This window comes from Dickeya zeae NCPPB 2538, assembly GCF_000406165.1.
Classification (GTDB): Bacteria; Pseudomonadota; Gammaproteobacteria; order Enterobacterales; family Enterobacteriaceae; genus Dickeya; species Dickeya zeae.
Window position 1 is genome coordinate 1,065,141 of record NZ_CM001977.1, and the last position, 21,019, is coordinate 1,086,159.

The 21,019-nt window shown below is 54.0% G+C and carries 20 protein-coding genes and 1 pseudogene; 9 read left to right on the forward strand and 12 right to left on the reverse strand.

All coding sequences use genetic code 11. The features are described from left to right. A pseudogene (locus tag DZE2538_RS04790) lies at nucleotides 1-277 on the forward strand (IS4 family transposase); the annotation flags it as partial. Nucleotides 278-330: 53 nt separating this feature from the next. Here DZE2538_RS04790 and DZE2538_RS04795 read toward each other — a convergent pair. Together DZE2538_RS04795 and mgtA are read right to left on the reverse strand one after the other, a co-directional pair. Next, complete coding sequence (locus DZE2538_RS04795; RefSeq protein WP_038915729.1) at nucleotides 331-900, reverse strand: SadB/YajI family lipoprotein; 570 nt, start codon at nucleotides 898-900, stop codon at nucleotides 331-333. 178 nt (nucleotides 901-1,078) lie between these two features. Further along, nucleotides 1,079-3,790, reverse strand: a complete 2,712-nt coding sequence (mgtA, locus tag DZE2538_RS04800; protein WP_038915730.1) for a magnesium-translocating P-type ATPase — start codon at nucleotides 3,788-3,790, stop codon at nucleotides 1,079-1,081. A gap of 464 nt (nucleotides 3,791-4,254) precedes the next feature. Between mgtA and nrdR the strand changes: the two genes are divergently transcribed. The 6 genes from nrdR to pgpA all read left to right on the forward strand — a co-directional run bounded on the left by nrdR (nucleotide 4,255) and on the right by pgpA (nucleotide 8,448). Beyond that, entirely contained in the window at nucleotides 4,255-4,704 is a 450-nt protein-coding gene (nrdR, locus tag DZE2538_RS04810; protein WP_012883737.1) for a transcriptional regulator NrdR, read from the forward strand. A gap of 65 nt (nucleotides 4,705-4,769) precedes the next feature. After that, a complete protein-coding gene (gene ribD / locus DZE2538_RS04815; RefSeq protein ID WP_038915732.1) occupies nucleotides 4,770-5,882 on the forward strand; it encodes a bifunctional diaminohydroxyphosphoribosylaminopyrimidine deaminase/5-amino-6-(5-phosphoribosylamino)uracil reductase RibD in 1,113 nt (370 codons plus the stop codon). Between the two features lie 121 nt (nucleotides 5,883-6,003). Next, on the forward strand, nucleotides 6,004-6,477 hold the full coding sequence (gene ribH, locus DZE2538_RS04820; RefSeq protein WP_012883739.1) for a 6,7-dimethyl-8-ribityllumazine synthase: 474 nt from the start codon (nucleotides 6,004-6,006) through the stop codon (nucleotides 6,475-6,477). 22 nt (nucleotides 6,478-6,499) lie between these two features. Continuing rightward, nucleotides 6,500-6,919 (forward strand): transcription antitermination factor NusB, encoded by a 420-nt coding sequence (gene nusB / locus DZE2538_RS04825; RefSeq protein WP_022632537.1) that lies wholly within the window; start codon nucleotides 6,500-6,502, stop codon nucleotides 6,917-6,919. Nucleotides 6,920-6,980: 61 nt separating this feature from the next. Continuing rightward, nucleotides 6,981-7,955, forward strand: coding sequence for a thiamine-phosphate kinase (thiL, locus tag DZE2538_RS04830; protein ID WP_038915733.1), 975 nt, complete (start codon nucleotides 6,981-6,983; stop codon nucleotides 7,953-7,955). Beyond that, nucleotides 7,936-8,448, forward strand: a complete 513-nt coding sequence (pgpA, locus tag DZE2538_RS04835; protein ID WP_016941770.1) for a phosphatidylglycerophosphatase A — start codon at nucleotides 7,936-7,938, stop codon at nucleotides 8,446-8,448. Before thiL ends, pgpA begins: the two co-directional genes overlap by 20 nt. Before the next feature lie 74 nt (nucleotides 8,449-8,522). Here the strand turns inward: pgpA and dxs are convergent, their stop codons facing one another. From dxs to xseB, 3 genes are read right to left on the reverse strand one after another with little or no spacing between them, the layout of a single operon-like run. Beyond that, nucleotides 8,523-10,385 carry a 1-deoxy-D-xylulose-5-phosphate synthase gene (dxs, locus tag DZE2538_RS04840; RefSeq protein WP_038915734.1) on the reverse strand — a complete coding sequence of 621 codons (1,863 nt, stop codon included), beginning with the start codon at nucleotides 10,383-10,385 and terminating at the stop codon, nucleotides 8,523-8,525. Between the two features lie 32 nt (nucleotides 10,386-10,417). Next, nucleotides 10,418-11,329, reverse strand: a complete 912-nt coding sequence (gene ispA / locus DZE2538_RS04845) for a (2E,6E)-farnesyl diphosphate synthase (protein ID WP_019844657.1) — start codon at nucleotides 11,327-11,329, stop codon at nucleotides 10,418-10,420. After that, a complete protein-coding gene (xseB, locus tag DZE2538_RS04850) occupies nucleotides 11,326-11,574 on the reverse strand; it encodes an exodeoxyribonuclease VII small subunit (RefSeq protein WP_012883745.1) in 249 nt (82 codons plus the stop codon). Before xseB ends, ispA begins: the two co-directional genes overlap by 4 nt. Nucleotides 11,575-11,840: 266 nt before the next feature. On the opposite strand from xseB, the gene thiI reads away from it, so the two are divergent. Beyond that, nucleotides 11,841-13,289: a tRNA uracil 4-sulfurtransferase ThiI gene (gene thiI / locus DZE2538_RS04855; RefSeq protein WP_019844656.1), complete on the forward strand. Its 1,449-nt coding sequence runs from the start codon at nucleotides 11,841-11,843 to the stop codon at nucleotides 13,287-13,289. Nucleotides 13,290-13,357: 68 nt separating this feature from the next. On the opposite strand, the gene yajL is transcribed toward thiI, so the two are convergent. Together yajL and panE are read right to left on the reverse strand one after the other, a co-directional pair. Continuing rightward, a complete protein-coding gene (yajL, locus tag DZE2538_RS04860; RefSeq protein ID WP_016942085.1) occupies nucleotides 13,358-13,954 on the reverse strand; it encodes a protein deglycase YajL in 597 nt (198 codons plus the stop codon). After that, nucleotides 13,917-14,837, reverse strand: coding sequence for a 2-dehydropantoate 2-reductase (gene panE / locus DZE2538_RS04865; protein ID WP_038915735.1), 921 nt, complete (start codon nucleotides 14,835-14,837; stop codon nucleotides 13,917-13,919). Before panE ends, yajL begins: the two co-directional genes overlap by 38 nt. Nucleotides 14,838-15,018: 181 nt before the next feature. Between panE and DZE2538_RS04870 the strand changes: the two genes are divergently transcribed. Then, nucleotides 15,019-15,510 carry a YajQ family cyclic di-GMP-binding protein gene (locus DZE2538_RS04870; RefSeq protein ID WP_012883749.1) on the forward strand — a complete coding sequence of 164 codons (492 nt, stop codon included), beginning with the start codon at nucleotides 15,019-15,021 and terminating at the stop codon, nucleotides 15,508-15,510. Nucleotides 15,511-15,647: 137 nt separating this feature from the next. On the opposite strand, the gene DZE2538_RS04875 is transcribed toward DZE2538_RS04870, so the two are convergent. The 5 genes from DZE2538_RS04875 to cyoB all read right to left on the reverse strand — a co-directional run bounded on the left by DZE2538_RS04875 (nucleotide 15,648) and on the right by cyoB (nucleotide 21,012). Continuing rightward, nucleotides 15,648-17,027 carry an MFS transporter gene (locus tag DZE2538_RS04875; protein WP_023639159.1) on the reverse strand — a complete coding sequence of 460 codons (1,380 nt, stop codon included), beginning with the start codon at nucleotides 17,025-17,027 and terminating at the stop codon, nucleotides 15,648-15,650. Between the two features lie 150 nt (nucleotides 17,028-17,177). Next, nucleotides 17,178-18,068, reverse strand: coding sequence for a heme o synthase (gene cyoE, locus DZE2538_RS04880; RefSeq protein WP_023639160.1), 891 nt, complete (start codon nucleotides 18,066-18,068; stop codon nucleotides 17,178-17,180). A gap of 16 nt (nucleotides 18,069-18,084) precedes the next feature. Further along, nucleotides 18,085-18,417 (reverse strand): cytochrome o ubiquinol oxidase subunit IV, encoded by a 333-nt coding sequence (locus DZE2538_RS04885; RefSeq protein WP_016942081.1) that lies wholly within the window; start codon nucleotides 18,415-18,417, stop codon nucleotides 18,085-18,087. Further along, complete coding sequence (locus DZE2538_RS04890) at nucleotides 18,417-19,031, reverse strand: cytochrome o ubiquinol oxidase subunit III (RefSeq protein ID WP_019844652.1); 615 nt, start codon at nucleotides 19,029-19,031, stop codon at nucleotides 18,417-18,419. The genes DZE2538_RS04885 and DZE2538_RS04890 overlap by 1 nt, the downstream gene beginning before the upstream one ends. After that, nucleotides 19,021-21,012: a cytochrome o ubiquinol oxidase subunit I gene (gene cyoB / locus DZE2538_RS04895; RefSeq protein ID WP_019844651.1), complete on the reverse strand. Its 1,992-nt coding sequence runs from the start codon at nucleotides 21,010-21,012 to the stop codon at nucleotides 19,021-19,023. The genes DZE2538_RS04890 and cyoB overlap by 11 nt, the downstream gene beginning before the upstream one ends. Nucleotides 21,013-21,019: the final 7 nt, after the last annotated feature.

Genomic DNA, 21,019 nt, shown 5'->3' on the forward strand with positions numbered 1-21,019 from the left:
TCTGGTGCGGTATCAGATGGTGAAAATGGCGTTCAGCCTGAAAGGAGATTATCTGCCGTATCAGCTGAGCTTCAGCGGTTCGGTGGCAGAAATAATGCGGCTGTTAATCGGGCTGCCATGGTCCTCACCGGGAGCAGTGCCAGGACACCTGAAGCACTTCTACAGCAATGCCGTGATGCTGAAACTGCCGCCGAGACGGGAGCGGGAGTATGAAAGAGAAGTGAGGCAAAAAAAGCCCAAATACCCTTTTAAAAACAATGCCAGTCACCTTAAGTGACTGGCATTACGCCGTCCGGCGGGTTTTTTTATGGCTGGTTTCAGGAGGGAAAATCAAGGGTGGGACTGACCTGGCTCACGGTGATTCTGCCCGGATTCGGCAATGACATCATGAACCCGCACAAAGCCGAGTTGCTCCGGTGCCATGCCTGAAAGCCGCACCTCTATTCTCGCTTCTGAAACCGGGGTGAGTGCAGGTGAGAAGGTGATCAACTGCGTCTGCATGTCGCCAGTCAACGGTTTGCCGCTAACCGGGTCCAGCGACCCCCAGTCAAGTTGTGCCTGAAATACGGGTAGCGTCAGGGTGTTCATGGTCTGGATAACCAGTAACGCCCGTGTGCCATTGGCTTCAGGCTCAACGTTGGTCAGTTCCATACTCAACCTGCCAATGCTGCTGTCGAGTAAGGCCCGGTTCTGGGCGGCGGGTAGCAGATAGACACCCGAGGTAGAGTTGGCGTTTAACGTATTTTGCTGTTCCAGCGCCATGGCACGGTTAGTGATGTCGTGTAATTTTTGGTCTATCTGACCTAATTCGTTTGTTACGTGGGTAGTCTGCGGCTGTGCACATCCGGCGAGCAGCACAATGGCAGATAACATTGGGATAACGCGGTGGTACAAACGCATAGCCTGTTTCTCCCCGGAACCATAGCAGTGAGTCATGCTTCAATAAGTAGTGTCAGTGTAGACGTGATTTACAGTCTCTTATAGTGGATGAGATGCGGGGAAAAAGATAAGCAGAACAGGCTGAATCAAGAGAGAAACATCAGAGCGTAGTGATCATCGATCACTACGCCGATTGTGGTTATTGCCAGCCGTAGCGACGGGCAAAGAAGTCCTTCATGGCTTGGGTGAGTAGCAGGTAACCACTCAGGATTGCCAGTAGCCACGGGAAGTAGCTCATCGGCAGCGCTTGCAGTTGCAGGAAACCCGCCAACGGTGAAAATACCAGACCAATGCCAGTTATCATGACCAGGAACGTCATCATCATCACCGGCCAGGAGGGACGGCTTTGGATAAACGGAATCCGCCGGGTACGGATCATGTGCACAATCAATGTCTGTGAGAGTAGCCCTTCAATGAACCAGCCGGACTGGAACAAGGTTTGTGCCTCCGGTGTATTCGCATGGAAGAACCACCACATCAGCGAGAATGTCAGTACGTCGAAAATAGAGCTAATCGGGCCGAAGAACACCATGAATCGACCAATATCGCCCGCATTCCAGCGCTGTGGCTTTTTGACCTGATCATCGTCCACGTTATCGAACGGGATCGCTATTTGCGAAATATCGTACATCAGGTTTTGAATCAACAGATGCAGCGGCAACATCGGCAAAAACGGCAGGAAGGCACTGGCAATCAGTACACTGAAGACGTTACCGAAGTTGGAGCTGGCTGTCATTTTGATGTATTTCAGCATGTTGACGAAGGTACGACGCCCTTCGATGACGCCTTCTTCCAGTACCATCAGGCTTTTTTCCAGCAGGATGATATCCGCCGCCTCGCGGGCGATATCCACCGCCGAATCCACTGAAATACCGATATCCGCTGCCCGCAGTGCTGGCGCGTCATTGATACCGTCGCCCATAAAGCCGACCACATGGCCTTCGGAACGCAGCAAACGGACAATACGCTCTTTGTGTAATGGTGTCAGACGGGCAAACAGCGTGGTGTTGCGGGCGGCTTGTGCCAGTTGTTCATCACTCAGCGCATCGATGTCACGGCCAGTCAGAATACCGGTCAGCTCAATATCCACTTCGCGACACACTTTGGCGGCTACCAGCTCGCTGTCGCCAGTGAGGATTTTTACCGTCACACCGTTGTCCTTCAACGCTTTCAGCGCGGGGGCGGTACTTTCCTTCGGCGGATCGAGAAAGGCGATGTAACCTTCCAAAATCAGGTCGGACTCGTCGGCCCGGCCATAATCCTGACGGTCGGCAGGCATCACTTTGCTGGCGACGGCCACCACCCGCAGGCCCTGACGGTTCAGGTCATCCGTCAGATGGCGAATGCGAGATAACAAGCTGGCGTCCAGCGGCAGTAGCTGTTCAGCATGGCGCACCTGATTACAGGCACTCAGGGTTTCTTCCAGCGCGCCTTTGCAGATTAACAGGTGTTCATGACCGTTTTCCGCCACCACGACCGACATACGGCGGCGCTCAAAATCAAACGGGATTTCGTCTACTTTGCGCCAGCGAGACAGTTCGGCTTGCTGTTCCTCGCATGGAATACCCGCCAGCACCGCTTGGTCGAGCAGATTGCGCAGCCCGGTCTGGTAGGCGCTGTTCAGCCAGGCACGACGCAACACGCGCTGGCAGCTATTCCCAAATGCATCGGTGTGGCATTCCAGCACGATTTTATCCTGTGTCAGCGTGCCGGTTTTATCGGTACACAGGATGTCCATAGCGCCAAAGTTCTGGATGGCATCCAGCCGTTTGACGATTACCTTTTGGCGAGACAGTTTGACCGCACCTTTTGCCAGCGTTGAGGTGACGATCATTGGCAACATTTCCGGCGTCAGGCCGACCGCGACCGACAGGGCGAACAAGGCCGCTTCCCACCAATCGCCTTTGGTGTAGCCATTGATAAGCAACACGATTGGTGTCATTACCAGCATGAAGCGGATCAACAGCCAACTGACGCGGCTGATACCTAGCTGGAACGCGTTTATTTCACCGGGATGTTGTACCACCCGGCCAGCCAGTTGGCCAAACCAGGTATCGCTACCGGTAGCAATGACCATCGCCTGCGCGGTACCGCTGACCACGTTGGTGCCCATAAAGCAGAGGGTGTCACATTCCAGCGCGGTGGCGGCATCGCTCTGGCGGCTGTTGGCTACTTTCTCCACAGGGAGAGATTCGCCGGTGAGCGATGCCTGACTGATGAACAGGTCGCGCGCCTGTAATATACGCAGATCGGCTGGGATCATATCGCCTGCGGCCAGCTTTACTATGTCACCCGGCACCAGTTGATCCAGCGGGATATCCTGAAAGTCGCTATAACCGGTGTGGGCATCGCTGCGCAGCACCGTGACCTTATTGCTGACCATCGCTTTCAGCGCATCAGCCGCTTTACCGGAACGGGCCTCCTGAATAAAGTTGAGCAGGGTTGATATCAGCACCATCAGCGCGATAACCAATGCGGCAGTCAGGTCTTCCGTGGCATAAGAAATCATGCCCAGCAGCGTCAGTAACAGGTTGAACGGGTTGCGATAGCAACGCCATAAGTGCCGCCACCAGGGCAGGGGTTGTTCGCCAGGAATACGGTTATCGCCATGCTGCGCCCGCGCCCGTGTCACTTCATCCGGCATTAACCCTTCGGGATGGCTGGCGAATTCCTGATACAAGGCTGTTTCATCAAGACGGGCCAGCCGCAGGCAACGTGCCGCCATGGTATCCGTCATGGCCTGACTGGCGTTTACTTTTCCGTCTGGCATCAGGTCGCGCTGGAACAGGCGACGCGGCAGATGAAGGCCTAGTTGTGAAAACAGCTGCCGTGTGAGTCGAATAAACAGCATAAAAAATACTCCCTGCCGTAGCCAAAAACGCTACAGCCTGATAACACGCAGGGGCCGTAGGGCCTGCATGCGGCTACTAAATCAAAAGCAGGGACGAATTGAACGTCGCTGCCTTGCCTGTGTTAACCGGCAAGGCAGCAAAAGCTGACTTACCGGTGAATGACGCGCTGTCCTGGATGAGGATTCGGGTCAGGTCCCATTGATGGGTCTCCGGTAGTGAAACGGTATGAAACTTGGGGAGTTTCCGCTTGATAGTCTTGAGATGCCGCATGGCGATGAGCCGTTGATTGCTATCGACAAACCACATAATCAAGAAGCGACATTACTTTAGCCTAACTCACTTCAATCGAAGCTAAACCATCGTGCAGTCGACACAGAAAAAAGGCGTCGTACCGGCATTTGGGTTATAAGCAGAATTCGGGGTAAACTAAGCCAGGTTTATACGGCTAGGGTCTGGAAACGTTATGCATTGTCCTTTTTGTGCCGCAGTAGATACCAAGGTCATTGATTCTCGTCTGGTCGGGGAAGGGTCGCAGGTTCGTCGGCGTCGTCAGTGCCTGGTATGCAATGAGCGTTTTACTACCTTTGAGGTGGCGGAACTGGTGATGCCACGCGTCATCAAGAGTAATGATGTACGTGAGCCATTCAATGAGGACAAACTGCGCAGCGGGATGTTGAAAGCACTGGAGAAACGCCCGGTCAGCTCTGATGACGTGGAAATGGCGATTACCCACATCAAATCCCAATTGCGGGCGACCGGCGAGCGTGAAGTGACGGCCAAGATGGTGGGCAATCTGGTCATGGATGCGCTCAGAAAGCTCGACAAAGTCGCTTATATCCGCTTTGCATCGGTATATCGCAGCTTTGAGGATATCCGCGAATTTGGCGAGGAAATCGCTCGTCTGCAGGATTAATCGTGCGTTGTTTTTTTGCATATCGCACGATTCCAACATAATTCTCAATCCAGGATAAGCACCGGATGGCTACATACTCTGATGAATTCTATATGGCCCGCGCGCTGGAGTTAGCTCGTCGCGGCCGCTTTACTACGGCACCGAATCCGAATGTCGGGTGTGTGATCGTCAGAGATGGCGAGATAGTCGGTGAGGGTTACCACCAGAAAGCCGGTGAGCCCCATGCCGAAGTGCATGCGTTACGTATGGCAGGCGACAAGGCACGTGGCGCTACGGCCTATGTGACGCTGGAACCCTGTAGCCATCACGGGCGTACCCCACCTTGTGCCGATGCCTTGGTCGCGGCCGGTGTGGCGCGGGTCGTGGCGGCAATGCAAGACCCTAACCCGCAGGTGGCCGGGCGCGGTTTGCATCGTTTACAACAGGCGGGTATTGCCGTGCAGCATGGCGTCCTGATGGATCAGGCAGAAAAAATTAACCGCGGCTTTTTAAAACGCATGCGCACCGGTTTCCCGTATGTACAACTCAAGCTCGGTGCGTCGCTGGATGGTCGAACGGCGATGGCTTCCGGTGAAAGTCAGTGGATAACCTCGCCGCAGTCTCGTCAGGATGTGCAACGTTTTCGTGCACAGAGTGCCGCTATCTTAAGTAGCAGCGCCACCGTGCTGGCGGATGACCCGTCGCTGACCGTGCGCTGGTCAGAATTGGATGCCGATACCCAGCGCCTTTATCCGCAAAGCGCGGTACGCCAGCCGGTACGCGTCATCGTCGACAGCCAGTCACGGGTGACGCCGCACCATCGTCTGGTGAGTCAGCCGGGCCAGACCTGGCTGGCGCGAGCGAGTCAGGATGCACAGTCCTGGCCGGATGGCGTGGAGCAACTGACCATGCCGTTGCATGGCGGTGGCATTGATCTGGTGGCGCTGATGATGACGCTGGGTAAGCGTCAGATTAATACGGTTTGGGTGGAAGCGGGCGCTCATCTGGCCGGTGCATTATTGCAGGCTGGGGTGGTGGATGAACTGATAGTCTATCTGGCGCCGACATTATTAGGTGATGCGGCCCGGTCGTTGTGCGTATTGCCGGGGTTGGAACAGTTGTCGCAGGCCCCGATGTTCGATATGACCGATGTTCGCCAGATAGGGCCGGATGTTCGCCTGACACTGAAGCCTCGTTAGTCTGTTTCTGCGCGCGTTGAGGTGGCGGATATCCGTTACAGGGTCAAAAGCGGATACGCGCCCGGAAGAATATGATAGAATCCGCCCCCCTGCGGGGTCGTAAAACAATCAAAGGAAAGCTATGAACATTATTGAAGGTGTTGTTGCCGCTCCGAATGCCCGCGTGGCGATTGCTATTGCCCGTTTCAATCACTTTATCAATGACAGCCTGCTGGAAGGCGCGTTGGACGCGCTCAAGCGTATTGGTCAGGTGAAACAAGAAAACGTCACCGTGGTGTGGGTACCGGGTGCCTATGAATTGCCGCTGACCGTGCGTGCGCTGGCTAACAGCCAGAAGTATGACGCCGTGGTGGCTCTGGGTACGGTGATTCGCGGTGGTACAGCGCATTTTGAATTCGTTGCCGGTGAATGCAGTTCCGGCCTGTCTCATGTCGCGATGAACAGCGACATTCCGGTCGCCTTCGGTGTGCTGACTACGGAAAGTATCGAGCAGGCTATCGAGCGCGCCGGCACTAAAGCGGGGAACAAAGGGGCGGAAGCCGCTCTGACCGCGCTTGAAATGATCAATGTATTACACTCAATCAAGTCAGCCTGATTTATTTTGTAAGGGGTATTCCGTGAAACCTGCTGCTCGTCGCCGCGCTCGTGAATGTGCGGTTCAAGCGCTTTATTCCTGGCAGTTGTCCAAAAATGATATTGCCGATGTTGAACTCCAGTTCCTGAGTGAGCAGGATGTCAAAGGCGTGGACATCGCCTATTTCCGCGAGCTGCTGGCGGGCGTCGCCACTCAGGCGGAAAAACTGGATGCCCAGATGGCACCGTATCTTTCCCGTCAGTTAGATGAACTCGGGCAAGTTGAGCGGGCTATTTTGCGTCTGGCGGTGTATGAGCTTAGCAAGCGCGAAGATGTACCGTACAAGGTTGCCATCAACGAAGCGATTGAGTTGGCTAAAGTGTTTGGCGCTGAAGACAGCCACAAGTTTGTCAACGGTGTGCTGGATAAAGCCGGGCCATACCTGCGGCCGGGTAAAAAATAAGTCAGTCAGGGCCGGTTTTCCGGCCTTGGTTTTTTTTAGGTTACCACTATCTGGAAAAAGTATGGCTCAAGGTGAGTTTGACGTGATTGCCCGCTATTTCAATCGGGCTGGCTATTCACGGCGGGGTGTTGAACTGGGGATCGGTGATGACTGCGCCCTGCTGAACATTCCGGACAAACAACTGCTGGCAGTCAGCACGGATACGTTGGTCTGCGGCATTCATTTTCTTCCCGATATTGACCCTGCCGATCTGGCGTATAAATCACTGGCGGTCAACCTGAGTGATTTGGCGGCGATGGGCGCAGATCCTGCCTTTGTGTCACTGGCGCTCACGTTGCCGGGCATTGATGCGGACTGGCTGGCCGCCTATAGCGACAGCCTGTTTGAACAGCTTTCTTACTATGATATGCAACTGATAGGCGGTGATACCACGCGTGGGCCGCTTAGCATGACGCTGACTATTCAAGGGTTGGTACCAGCAGGACGCGCGCTCAAACGCAGCGGAGCACGTATCGGCGACTGGATTTATGTCACCGGAACGCTGGGGGACAGTGCAGCTGGGTTGGCCATTTTGCAGTACAGTCTACAGGTGTCCGATGCTGACGATCGCCAATGGCTGTTGCAGCGCCACCTGCGTCCTCAGCCCCGTATTCTGCAAGGGCAGGCGCTGCGCGATCTGGCCAGTGCGGCTATCGATCTGTCTGATGGATTGGCGTCAGATTTAGGACACATCCTTAAAGCCAGTGATTGCGGCGCACGTATCAATCTGGAGGCGTTGCCTTACTCTGATGCACTGCTGCGGCATACCGACCCGGAACAGGCTATGCGCTGGGCGCTGGGTGGTGGTGAAGACTATGAGCTGTGCTTTACGGTACCCGAACTGAATCGGGGCGCGTTAGAGGTAGCGATTGGTCATCTGGGGGCGAGTTACACCTGTATCGGCCAGATTGGGCCTGCGTCGGAAGGAATGAGTTTCTTTCATTCCGGTCAGCCCGTGGACGTCAATCTGAAAGGGTATGACCATTTTGACGAGTGAGAGCAAAGGATCGTTAGTTGCCAAACGCCGCTTGCGGATGAGTAATCCGTGGCATTTTCTGGCAACCGGTTTTGGCAGTGGTTTATCGCCGTGGATGCCAGGCACCGCCGGTTCGCTGGCGGCCATTCCTGTGTGGTATCTGTTGATGCTGCTGCCGTTACAGCTGTATTCACTGCTGGTGATGCTCAGTATCTGCGTAGGGGTTTACCTTTGCCACCGTACCGCCAAAGATATGGGCGTGCATGACCATGGCAGCATCGTCTGGGATGAGTTTGTCGGCATGTGGATCACCCTGATAGCCGTGCCTTCAACCCACTGGGGCTGGGTCGCCGCCGGGTTTGTGATTTTCCGGATCCTGGATATTCTTAAACCCTGGCCGATCCGTTGGTTTGATCGTCACGTGCACGGCGGTATGGGCATCATGGTTGACGATATTATCGCTGGTGTCATCGCCGCGGCCATATTGTATGTGGCTGGGTATGTGGTTGGGTAATAGTCTGCGGGTGGTTGCCAGCGATAAAAAAACCGGGATATTCCCGGTTTTTTTCTGCCTGTTGGTGGCCAGTATCAGGCCAGCCAGTTTCGAATGCGACGTTCGATGCCAGCGGCATCCAGCGACAGCTCGGTGCGGATTTCCGCTTGTGAGCCCTGCGGAATGAAGATATCGGGCAGGCCCAGATTGAGTACGGGGACGGGAAGACGATTCGCCATCAGGTATTCATTCACACCGCTGCCGGCTCCGCCCATCACGGCGTTTTCTTCCAGCGTCACCAGCACATCGTGGCTGGCAGCCAGCGAGGCGACCAGCGCTTCATCCAACGGTTTGACGAATCGCATGTCCACCAGCGTGGCGTTGAGTGCGTCGGCTGCCTGTTGTGCTTCTGGTAACAGCGTACCGAAATTCAGAATCGCAATCTTCTCGCCCTGACGTTTAACGACGCCTTTGCCGATAGGCAGGGTTTCCAGCGGTGTGAGTTCCACACCCAACACATTGCCGCGTGGGTAACGAACTGCACACGGTCCCTGCTGATAGTGATAACCGGTATGCAGCATTAACCGGCATTCGTTCTCGTCGCTGGGTGTCATGATCACCATCTGTGGAATACAGCGCAGGAACGACAGGTCAAACGCGCCCTGATGCGTTTGACCATCTGCGCCAACGATGCCGCCACGATCGATAGCAAACAACACCGGCAGGTTCTGAATGGCGACATCATGGATGACCTGATCGTAGGCACGTTGCAGGAACGTGGAATAAATCGCCACGACTGGGCGATAACCGCCAATCGCCAGGCCAGCAGCAAAGGTCACCGCATGTTGCTCGGCAATGGCGACATCAAAGTACTGCTGCGGGTAGGTGCGCGAGAACGATACCATGCCTGAACCTTCACGCATGGCTGGGGTGATAGCCATCAGCCGGGGGTCTGCCGCTGCGGTTTCTTTCAGCCATTCGCCGAAAACGGCGGAATAGGTCGGCAGCGCTTCTTTATTCTTCGGCAAGGTGCCGCTGGCCGGATCGAATTTCGGTACGGCATGCCAACTGATCGGGTCCTGCTCAGCGGGGGCATAGCCTTTGCCTTTCTTGGTCATGATATGCAGCAACTGCGGGCCTTTCAGACTGCGCATATTCTTCAGGGTATGCACCAGTGATTGCACGTCATGCCCATCAACCGGGCCGATATAGTTAAAGCCCAACTCTTCGAATAGCGTACCCGGCACCACCATTCCCTTCAGGTGTTCCTCGGTACGTTTAACCAATTCTTTGATCGGCGGCAGGCCGGACAACACTTTCTTACCGCCCTCACGCAGGGTGGAGTAGAGCTTGCCAGAGAGCAATTGCGCCAGATGATTGTTCAGCGCACCGACATTCTCGGAAATCGACATTTCGTTGTCGTTCAGGACCACCAGCATGTCCGGTTTGATATCACCAGCATGATTCATGGCTTCAAACGCCATACCGGCGGTGATCGCGCCATCACCAATCACGCAGACGGTGCGCCGTCCCAAGCCTTCGCGCTCCGCTGCTACCGCCATACCGATACCCGCGCTGATGGAGGTAGACGAGTGGCCGACGCTCAGGACGTCATATTCGCTTTCGCCACGCCACGGGAACGGGTGTAGCCCACCTTTTTGGCGAATAGTCGCGATACGGTCACGCCGCCCGGTCAGGATCTTGTGGGGATAAGCCTGATGACCGACATCCCATACCAGATGGTCGAAAGGCGTGTTATAGACGTAATGCAACGCCACAGTCAGCTCGACTGTACCCAGACCTGAGGCAAAATGCCCGCTTGAGCGGCTGACGCTGTCCAACAGATACTGTCGCAGTTCATCGCACAATTTAGGCAGGCTTTCCCGTGGCAGCAGGCGCAGTTCCTCAGGATTTTCCGCCAGCGCCAGCGTAGGGTATTTCGCTATATCAAAGGTCATTGGATACTCATCAAGCGGTATTGGTATTAAAATTATTTATCGCGTTCAACGACATAGTTCGCCAGCGCTCGCAGCGGGGCAATGGCCGCGGGAGTGTCCAGCGTGTCTTCCAGTTCATTCAGTGCCGAGAGTGATTCTTTGCACAACTCCCGGGCTTTTTGTTTGGCTTGCTCCAGCCCCAGTAACGCCGGGTAGGTGCTTTTACCGAGTTGTTGGTCAGCACCCTGGCGCTTGCCGGTAGTGGCACTGTCACCAATCACATCGAGAATATCGTCTTGCACCTGAAAGGCCAGGCCGACAGCGTTGGCATAACGATCAAGGTAAGGCAGGGCAAGACGCCCACGCTCACCGGCAGCCAGGGCACCCAGCCGAACCGAAGCACGAATCAGCGCTCCGGTTTTGTGGCGATGGATACGTTCCAGTGTCTGCAAATCAACCTGATGGCCTTCCGCTTCCAGATCCAGCGCCTGACCGCCGCACATCCCTGCCACACCACTGGCGCTGGCCAGCTCGGAGATCATCGCCAGTCGGTCGCGGTCGCTGACCTGTGGCATCGGGGCGTCAGACAGAATAGAAAACGCCAGCGTTTGCAGGGCATCACCTGCCAAAATCGCCTTATCTTCGCCAAACCTGACATGGCAGGTTGGCTGCCCGCGCCGTAGATCGTCATCGTCCATGGCGGGTAAGTCATCGTGGATCAGAGAATAGGCGTGAATACATTCGACAGCCGCTGCCGGTGCATCAAGGCTGTCTGGCGAGACCGCGAATAACTGGCCGGTGGTATAAACCAGAAACGGGCGTAGCCGCTTGCCCCCCAACAGTGCGCCATGCGCCATCGCTTCCACCAGTGGACTACTCTGAAAAGGCAGGCTGGAAATGAAATGGTTGAGTGCGGCGTCGATACGCTGATGATGCGCTGCAAGCTGCTTGAGAAAATCTGTCATAACGGCTCATTATCCGGCGTAAAAGGTGTCAGGGCGGTATCGGGATCGTCATTTAGCAGAATCTGAACGCGTTGTTCAGCCTGCTGCAGTTTTACTTGTCCCTGACGTGCAAGCTGGACACCCTGTTCAAAGGCATTCAATGCCTCTTCCAATGGAAGCTCGCCCGACTCCAGACGCGACACAATCTGTTCCAGTTCGGCGAGTGAGCTTTCAAAGCTGACGGGTTGTTCAGTTTTTTTCGGCATATTCGTTTCCGGATCCTGTTTATACGCGCCTGTCGGCGCCGACGCCACCGGATTGTCACGGTAAGCGCCCTTATGGTGCGCAATTATGCGCTTAATCTGCGCAGCTTACCGCAATATGATGGTATACTCCGCGCCCTGGATGCTATTGGTAACGCCACCCGACTCGGGATAGTTTTACCAATAACGTAACTTTAGCGCTCAGGGTGCCCGCGTGTTGTCCGCGTACCCGTGTTTCACGCCTTCAGAATTAACTAACGATAGCCGCCATGAAGTTTATCATTAAATTGTTCCCGGAAATCACCATCAAAAGCCAATCTGTGCGGTTGCGCTTTATAAAAATCCTTACCGGTAACATTCGTAACGTTTTAAAACAGTATGATGAAACGCTGGCGGTTGTCCGTCACTGGGATCATATCGAGGTTCGTGCCAAAGAAGAAAGTCAGCGCGTGGTAATACGTGATGCGTTGACGCGTATCCCCGGCATTCATCATATCCTTGAGGTGGAAGACTGCGCCTATACCGATATCCACCATATTTTTGAACAAACGTTGGCCACTTACCGTGATCAACTGGAAGGCAAGACATTCTGTGTGCGGGTGAAACGTCGTGGCAAACACGATTTCAGCTCTCAGGATGTGGAGCGTTATGTCGGCGGCGGGTTGAATCAGCACATTGAGAGCGCACGGGTTAACCTGACCGCGCCTCAGGTCACGGTGCATCTGGAAATTGACCAGGATCGCCTGTTGCTGATCAAAGGCCGCTATGAAGGCATCGGTGGTTTCCCGATCGGTACCCAGGAAGATGTGTTATCGCTGATTTCCGGCGGGTTCGACTCCGGTGTTTCCAGCTATATGCTGATGCGTCGTGGTTGCCGGGTTCACTACTGCTTCTTCAATCTTGGTGGGGCAGCGCACGAAATCGGTGTACGTCAGGTCGCGCATTATCTGTGGAACCGATTTGGTAGTTCACACCGGGTACGTTTTGTCGCGATTGACTTCGAGCCAGTGGTCGGTGAAATCCTGGAAAAGGTGGACGACGGCCAAATGGGCGTGGTGCTCAAGCGCATGATGGTGCGCGCCGCGTCGCAGATTGCCGAACGGTATGGTGTGCAAGCGCTGGTCACCGGTGAAGCGCTGGGACAAGTATCCAGCCAGACGCTGACCAACCTGCGTCTGATTGATAACGTTTCGGATACACTAATCCTGCGGCCGCTGATTTCTCACGACAAAGAACACATTATTCGTCTGGCACGGGAACTGGGTACGGAAGATTTTGCCAAAACCATGCCTGAGTATTGCGGCGTGATTTCCAAAAGCCCGACGGTGAAGGCGGTGAAAGCCAAAATCGAGCACGAAGAAAGCCTGTTTGATTTCGCGATTCTCGACCGCGTCGTGTCGCAGGCGCGCAACATCGATATCCGCGAGATTGCTGAACAAACCCAGCAGACGGTAACCGAAGTGGAAACCGTCGATGCCTTTGCCGCAAGCGATATTCTGCTGGATATTCGTTCACCCGATGAGCAGGACGAACACCCGTTGGCAGTGGAGCACGTTGAGGTGAAATCACTGCCATTCTATAAGCTGGGGACACAGTTCGGCGATTTGGATCAGAGCAAAACCTATCTGTTGTACTGCGAGCGTGGGGTGATGAGCCGTTTGCAGGCGTTGTACCTGCGTGAGCAAGGGTTCAACAACGTTAAGGTTTATCGTCCCTGAGGCGATATCCTGCGTTCGCTACCAGCAAAAAGCGCCATCATCTGGCGCTTTTTGTTTTTGTAAGGCAATCAGGCCGGATCCTGATAATTGTAGATCCCCGGCGGCAGAACCAGTTGCGCGGCGATTTCTGCGGCCTTGCTCTTACCTAGCAACAAATCGATTAGCTTCAACGCAAAGTCGATGCTGGTCCCCGGTCCCTGACTGGTCAGCAGATTGACGCGCGGATCGAATACCACCCGTTTTTCCAGCCATTTTTCTGGTGAAATCTGCTCTTTCAGTGCGGGGTAACCGGTCATATTGCCGACAGGAAACAACTGGTGATGCTCCAGCACCACCGCGGGTGAAGCGCAGATCGCCGCGACGATTTTTCCTTCCTGATGGGTCTGGCGCAGGCGTTCAACCAGCAACGGGCTGTCGCGGAAACACTCTGCACCTTGCAGACCACCGGGTAACACCACGGCATCAAAGTCATGATCGGCAACGGCGACCAGCGGCGCATCAGCAAGCAGTTTCACACCACGGGAACAGGTGATCTCTGTGTTGCCATCACTCGCGACGCTGGCTGTGGTGACGCGGATCCCCGCCCTGACCAGCAGGTCGATGGTGGTCACGGCTTCGATTTCTTCGCTACCAGGCGCCAGACAGACCAGAACCGAGGCGGTCATATTCATTCTCCTTTCGTTTGATATAGTCGAACAGGCGGTTGTTTTCCGGCAGAGCGAGTCCGTGGGCGCGGGCGCGACGCAGCAGGTAACCGGTGATGTAGTCGATTTCCGTATGACGCTGCGCCAGCACGTCCTGACGCATTGACGATGTGTTGGCCGCCGTGTTCTGAATGATTTGATTCACATAAAGCAGCAGGCTTTCCGACGAGGTATGGAATCCTTCACGGTCCATGACCAGCGCCACTTCCTGGCAGAGTACGGCTATTTTTTCCGGATAAGCCTGTAACTCGCCGTTGGTGCACTGGTACTGCACGGTCAGCGGATTGATGACGCAATTAGCGGCCAGTTTGAGCCAGCAGGTTGCCGCAATATGAGTGTGCCAGGCAACGTCAGGCAGTGCCTGATGCAGCGTTTCAGCCAACTGGCTTTGTTCTTCTTCGCGGTGTGTGGTACGACCAAGCGAACCGATGTGGGTTACGCCAGCCGCGACGTGTACCACTGTTGAGACGTCACGCCGTGCAGCATGCGTGGTGACGCCTAACAATAAAGGCTGGCTGATTGACGGCAGTTCTTCCCAGGTGCCCATGCCGTTATGCAACAATAAAATAGTACAGTCTGGGCGTAGCCGAGGGAGTAGCGTGACAAGTGCATCGGAGACTTGCCATGCCTTTAGCGTGACCAGCAGTAATTCACTTTGCGCCAGATGTTCTGCGTTGTTGGCTGTCAGATTAAGGTTACAACGCTCACCGCTGAGCATCGTAACGTTAATCTGGCAGGAGACTTGCGGAATGCGCAACCACCCTTGTACATCATGCCCTTGCCGATGTAACGCATTAAGCCAGAGTTGACCGATGGCGCCACAGCCAAGAACGGTAATTTTCATCCACACTTTCCTTTATCGGGCCAGCTTGTATCTGTCGGCCTATCATCTTTCTAACCTATCATAAAGTATTCTGCTGCCGTCTGCCGCTGCTTGTCGCCACGAAGGCGGTAAGGTCGGTGAAGTTTGCTTATTGGGCGTGAGCGGTTATCATGCTCGGCAGCTATTGTCAGGAGAAAAAATTATGCCATCTTTCGATATTGTTTCGGAAATCGATATGCAGGAAGTCCGCAATGCGGTGGAAAACGCGACCCGTGAGCTGGGTACCCGCTGGGATTTTCGCAATGTGCCTGCCAGCTTTGAGCTGAATGAAAAAGCACAAACCATCAAGGCGACCAGTGAATCAGATTTTCAGGTTAAGCAATTAATTGAAATCATAAGGGAAAAGCTGGCAAAACGCGGAATTGAGGGCGGTTCGCTGGATATCCCTGAAGACATGGAACACAGTGGTAAAACCTACAGTGTGGAAGCGAAGCTCAAGCAAGGTATTGAAACTACGCTGGCGAAGAAAATCGTTAAACTGATTAAAGACAGCAAGCTCAAAGTGCAGGCTCAGATCCAGGGCGAACAGGTCCGCGTTACCGGGAAATCCCGCGATGATCTGCAAGGTGTGATTGCGCTGATACGTGGTGCTGATTTGGGGCAACCCTTCCAGTTTAACAACTTCCGCGATTAAACCGGCTGCTGTTCAGGCAGTGATATGCTAAATATGCAAAGGCACCGAAATGGTGCCTTTGGTTTTTCAATCGATGAGGTGTTTGGGGTGACCTCGTTGACGTCGTGACGGTGGTGCTTCTACGGGCAGTTAGCCTCTCAGGCTAGCTTAGCCGTCTGACCGACTAGCTGTTCCAACTGCTGTCGATTGGTTTTGCTGCGATCAATTTTCACATAGGCGCTGAGTTCGTCCGGTACGATCACCACATCTGCTACACCAGGATGCTGTTGCAGTTTATCGGACAGTTTATTATCCCGTAGTGCTTCATCCGGTAGGGTAATGCGCAGGCTACTCAGATACGGTGGTTCCTGCATGGTGACGCTGACCAATAACCAGACAACCCCCAACAATGCACCCGCACTGAACACCAGTGAGGCGCCATGCAGGTCATACAGCGCGCCGCCAAGACTACCGCCAATCGCCACCCCCATAAATTGGGTGGTGGAGTAAACCCCCATGGCAGTACCTTTGTAGCCTGCTGGCGACTCTTTGCTGATAAGGGATGGCAGCAATGCTTCCATGACATTGAAGCCCAGAAAGAACAACTGAATGCCGATAAAGAGTTGCCACAGCGCATGGTTGCCGGCTTGCAGCAAAACCAGCTCTGCGGCAATGATTATCATCACGCAAACAATGAACACCTGCTTCATGCGGCGTTTTACTTCTGCGTAGATGACGAATGGCACCACAGCAGCGAACGATATCAGCATCGTGGTCAGATAGACTTTCCAGTGGTCCTGCGGTGCCAGACCTGCTTGCTCCATGACTCTCGGTAAAGCGACAAAGCTCGACATCAGTAGAATGTGCAGGCACATGATGCTGAAGTTGAGTTTTAGCAAGCGAGGGTTGGCCAGCACTTTGGCGACACCGCCACGCACGATGGCCGACTCACGGTTAAGCACATGGGAAGGGGCAGAGGGAATGACTGCCAGCGTGATGGCGATAGCCAGCAGCGCCAGCAGCGCAATTCCCCAAAACAGCGCATTCAGCCCCAACGCATGGGTAACAATTGGGCCGACTACCATGGCGATAGCAAACGTAATGCCGAAGCTGACACCAATAAACGCCATAGCTTTGGTGCGGTTTTGTTCACGTGTTAAGTCTGACAGCAGCGCCATGACCGCAGCCGAAATCGCCCCGGAGCCCTGCAAAGCACGACCCAGAATTATCCCCCAAATGGAATGGCTGAGTGCGGCGATGACACTACCCAGCACAAATATCAGTAAGCCGCCAACAATGAGCGGTTTGCGACCAATACGGTCAGACATGAGCCCGAATGGGATTTGAAAAATCGCCTGCATCAAGCCATAAATGCCGATGGCAATGCCAATCAGTGACTCGCTGGCGCCTTGCAGAGCCATACCGTAGGTGGTGAGTACCGGGAGCACCATAAACATGCCGAGCATGCGAAGTGAAAAAACCAGACCCAGTCCCCATGTTGCCCGCTGTTCAATCGGGGTCATGCGATTATCGTTCATTGCTACCTCTGATATTTTATCAGCGCTATTTTAGTGTCCGTGCCAGAAGGCGTAAACGACGGGTTTGTTTCCGTATTTGGCAAAGCAGGGGAGGGGAGATAAAAAAACAGACGGGCAAGCCCGTCTGTCTGGTCGTATAGACTGATGAAATCAGTGCAGGTAGGTCAGCAGCGTGTCCTGCATCGGTGTCATGGAATCGACTGACATCATGACGCTCAATGACGTAATGGCGACAATAGAGAACAAGAACAGCTTTTTGGCCCAGGCACGATCGTCGTTCGGGCGTTTGTAGCCGGATAACGCCATACCAAGCCACCAAACGCTGACCGCCGCGGCCACCACCAGGTATTTGTAACCAGCATAACCGCCGAGTGACAGCATCAACGTGGCAATCATAAACGCCAGGATATACAACGTAATATGGTGCTTCGCGACGGAAATGCCTTTGACGACCGGTAACACCGGAATATTCGCCGCCTGATAATCTTTAAAGCGGAAAATCGCAATGGCATAAGAGTGCGGCATCTGCCACAAACTGAAAATCAGCAGCAGGATCAGTGCACCAGCATCAAACTGATTACTCACCGCGCAGTAGCCGATAACCGGCGGTGCTGCACCGGACAGACTGCCAATCAACGTGCCATAAACCGAATGGCGCTTCATGTACAGGCTGTAAACACCGACGTATACCACAAACCCCATCACCGCCAGCCACATGGCCAGCGGATTTGCCGCAAGATACAGTAACGCGAAGCCAGCAATACCTAACAGCGACGCATAAACCAGCGTATTTTTAAGCGGAATCAGCCCCTTGACCAGAGCCCGATTCTTGGTCCTCTCCATTTTTTTGTCGATGTCACGATCGATAACGTTGTTAAAGACGCAACCAGATGCAACAACCAGCGATACCCCGATCAGGGTCGCGACAAACAGTGGATAGTTAATGGTGCCTTTGGCTGCCAGTAAAAATCCACCGATAACGGAAATCAGGTTGCCAAAAATAATGCCGGGTTTGGTGACCTGTAGGTATTGCTTAATCATCATGTAAAAGGCTCGGTTACTGAATCATCATATTGTGGTGCGCGTTCATCATGATCCAAATGGATCCCACCACCACAATTGCGATAATCAGGGCGGTAAACACGATGGCTACCAGATTCCAGCGCTCTTCTGATGAGGTGTTGAGATGCAGGAAGTACACCAGATGAACCAGGATCTGGATAACAGCGCAACCCAGCACGGTTAACAGAATGGCGCTATGGGACGCCGAACCATTCATCACCAGACCGAATGGAATGACGGTCAGGATGATGGACAGGACGAAACCAATCAGATAGGACTTCACGCTACCGTGGCTGGCGCCTGCATGATCGTGTGTGGAATGACTCATTACATCGCCCCCATCAGATAAACAACAGTGAAGACACAAATCCATACCACATCAAGGAAGTGCCAGAACAAGCTCAGGCACATCAGACGGGTTTTGTTCGTACTGGTCAGGCCGTATTTCGTTACCTGAGTCATCATGATGGCGATCCAGATAAGGCCTGAAGTCACGTGGATACCGTGAGTACCAACCAGCGCGAAGAAGGAAGACAGGAATGCACTGCGGTCAGGGCCTGCACCTTCTACGATCAGGTGGTGGAATTCATAGACTTCCATCCCGATAAACACCAGTCCGAACAGGAAGGTCAGACCCAGCCAGGCGTTAACCTGGCTCTTGTTACCTTTGTTCATGGCAATCATCGCCATGCCGTAAGTAATACTACTAAACAGCAGTGCGAAGGTTTCCACCAGCACGAACTTCAGATCGAACAGTTCTTTGCCCGTTGGGCCGCCAGCGGTACCGTTCACCAGAACGGAGTAGGTGGCGAACAACATCCCAAACAGGATGCAGTCGCTCATCAGGTAGATCCAGAAACCGAAAACCTTATTGGAACCGGTGTCGTGGTGCCCATGCTCGGCATGGGCTGCATTGTGATGAGTTAACGTATCAGTGGACATTTTTCACGCCTGCCTTGCTGAGTTTATCGAAGTTTTGATTTTCGATGTGTTCGACCTCGTTAACCGGCACGTAGTAGTCCACGTCCTGATTAAAGCTGTGGGCTATCCAGGTTACGATCATGCCCACAAAACCGATGATCGCCAGCCACCAGATGTACCAGATCATCGCAAAACCAAATACCAGACTGAATGCGGAGATGATTACGCCCGCACCGGTATTCCTCGGCATATGAATTTCTTCATACTGTGCCGGTTTGCGATAGGCTTCACCTTTTTCCTTCATTTCCCAGAACGCGTCGCGCTCCTGAATATGCGGCACGATGGCGAAGTTATAGAACGGCGGCGGTGAGGACGTTGCCCATTCCAGCGTGCGAGCATCCCACGGGTCGCCAGTCAGATCGCGGTTTTGATCGCGGTCGCGGATACTGACGGCAAACTGGATAATCTGGCACAGCACGCCGAGTGCAATCAGACCGGCGCCGACGGAAGCAACCACCAGCAGCGGGTGAAATTCCGGGTTGATCTGCTGGCTCAGACGACGCGTCATCCCCATGAAGCCCAGTGCGTACAGCGGCATAAAGGCAACGAAGAAGCCGATGATCCAGCACCAGAACGCGCGTTTACCCCAGGTTTCATTCAGCTTGAAGCCAAATGCTTTCGGGAACCAGTAAGTGATACCGGCAAAGCAGCCAAATACCACGCCACCGATGATCACGTTATGGAAGTGAGCAATCAGGAACAGACTGTTATGCAGTACAAAGTTAGCGCCCGGAACAGCCAGCAGTACCCCGGTCATACCACCGATGGAGAAGGTGATGATGAAACCGGTGGTCCACAGCATGGCGGAATGCGGTTGAATGCGCCCTTGATACATGGTGAACAGCCAGTTGAAGATTTTAACCCCGGTCGGGATTGAAATAATCATCGTCGCTATACCGAAGAAGGCGTTGACGTTGGCTCCAGAACCCATGGTAAAGAAGTGGTGCAGCCAAACGATGAACGACAGGACGGTAATCGCGATGGTTGCCCATACCAGTGAGGTATAGCCAAACAAGCGTTTTTTACAGAAGGTTGCCACCACTTCGGAGTAAATACCGAAGACCGGCAACACCAGAATGTACACTTCCGGATGGCCCCAGGCCCAAATCAGGTTGATGTACATCATCATGTTGCCACCCATATCATTGGTAAAGAAATGGGTGCCGAGGTAACGGTCCAGCGTCAGTAACGCAATGGTCACCGTCAGAATCGGGAACGCAGCAATAATCAGTATGTTGGTGCACAGCGCCGTCCAGGTAAACACCGGCATTTTCATCAGACTCATGCCAGGCGCGCGCATTTTCATGATGGTGGCGAAGAAGTTAACACCAGTCAGCGTCGTACCGACACCGGAAATCTGGAGACTCCATATCCAGTAGTCTACCCCCACACCGGGGCTGTACTCCTTACCCGACAACGGCGGATAGGCCACCCAACCGGTCTGAGCGAATTCCCCGATCCCCAACGACAGGTTGATCAGGATAACGCCGGCAACAAATAGCCAGAAGCTCAGTGAGTTCAGGAAGGGGAAGGCCACATCACGTGCGCCTATCTGCAATGGCACGGCCAGGTTCATCAGACCGACGACAAACGGCGTTGCCACGAAGAAAATCATGATAACGCCATGCGCGGTGAAGATCTGGTCATAGTGGTGAGGGGTTAGGAAACCTGCTTCACCAGCGGAAGCCAGCACTTGCTGACCACGCATCATCACGGCATCAGCAAAGCCACGCAGCATCATCACCAAGCCGACGATGATGTACATGATACCGATTTTCTTATGGTCTACAGAGGTGAACCACTCGGACCACAGCCATTTCCATTTACCGAAATAGGTAACGGCAGCCAGCAGCGCCAATCCACCTACAATGATTGCCGCCACCGTGACCATGATAATCGGCTCATGGTAGGGGATCGCATCAAGAGTTAATTTTCCGAACATCGTTTAT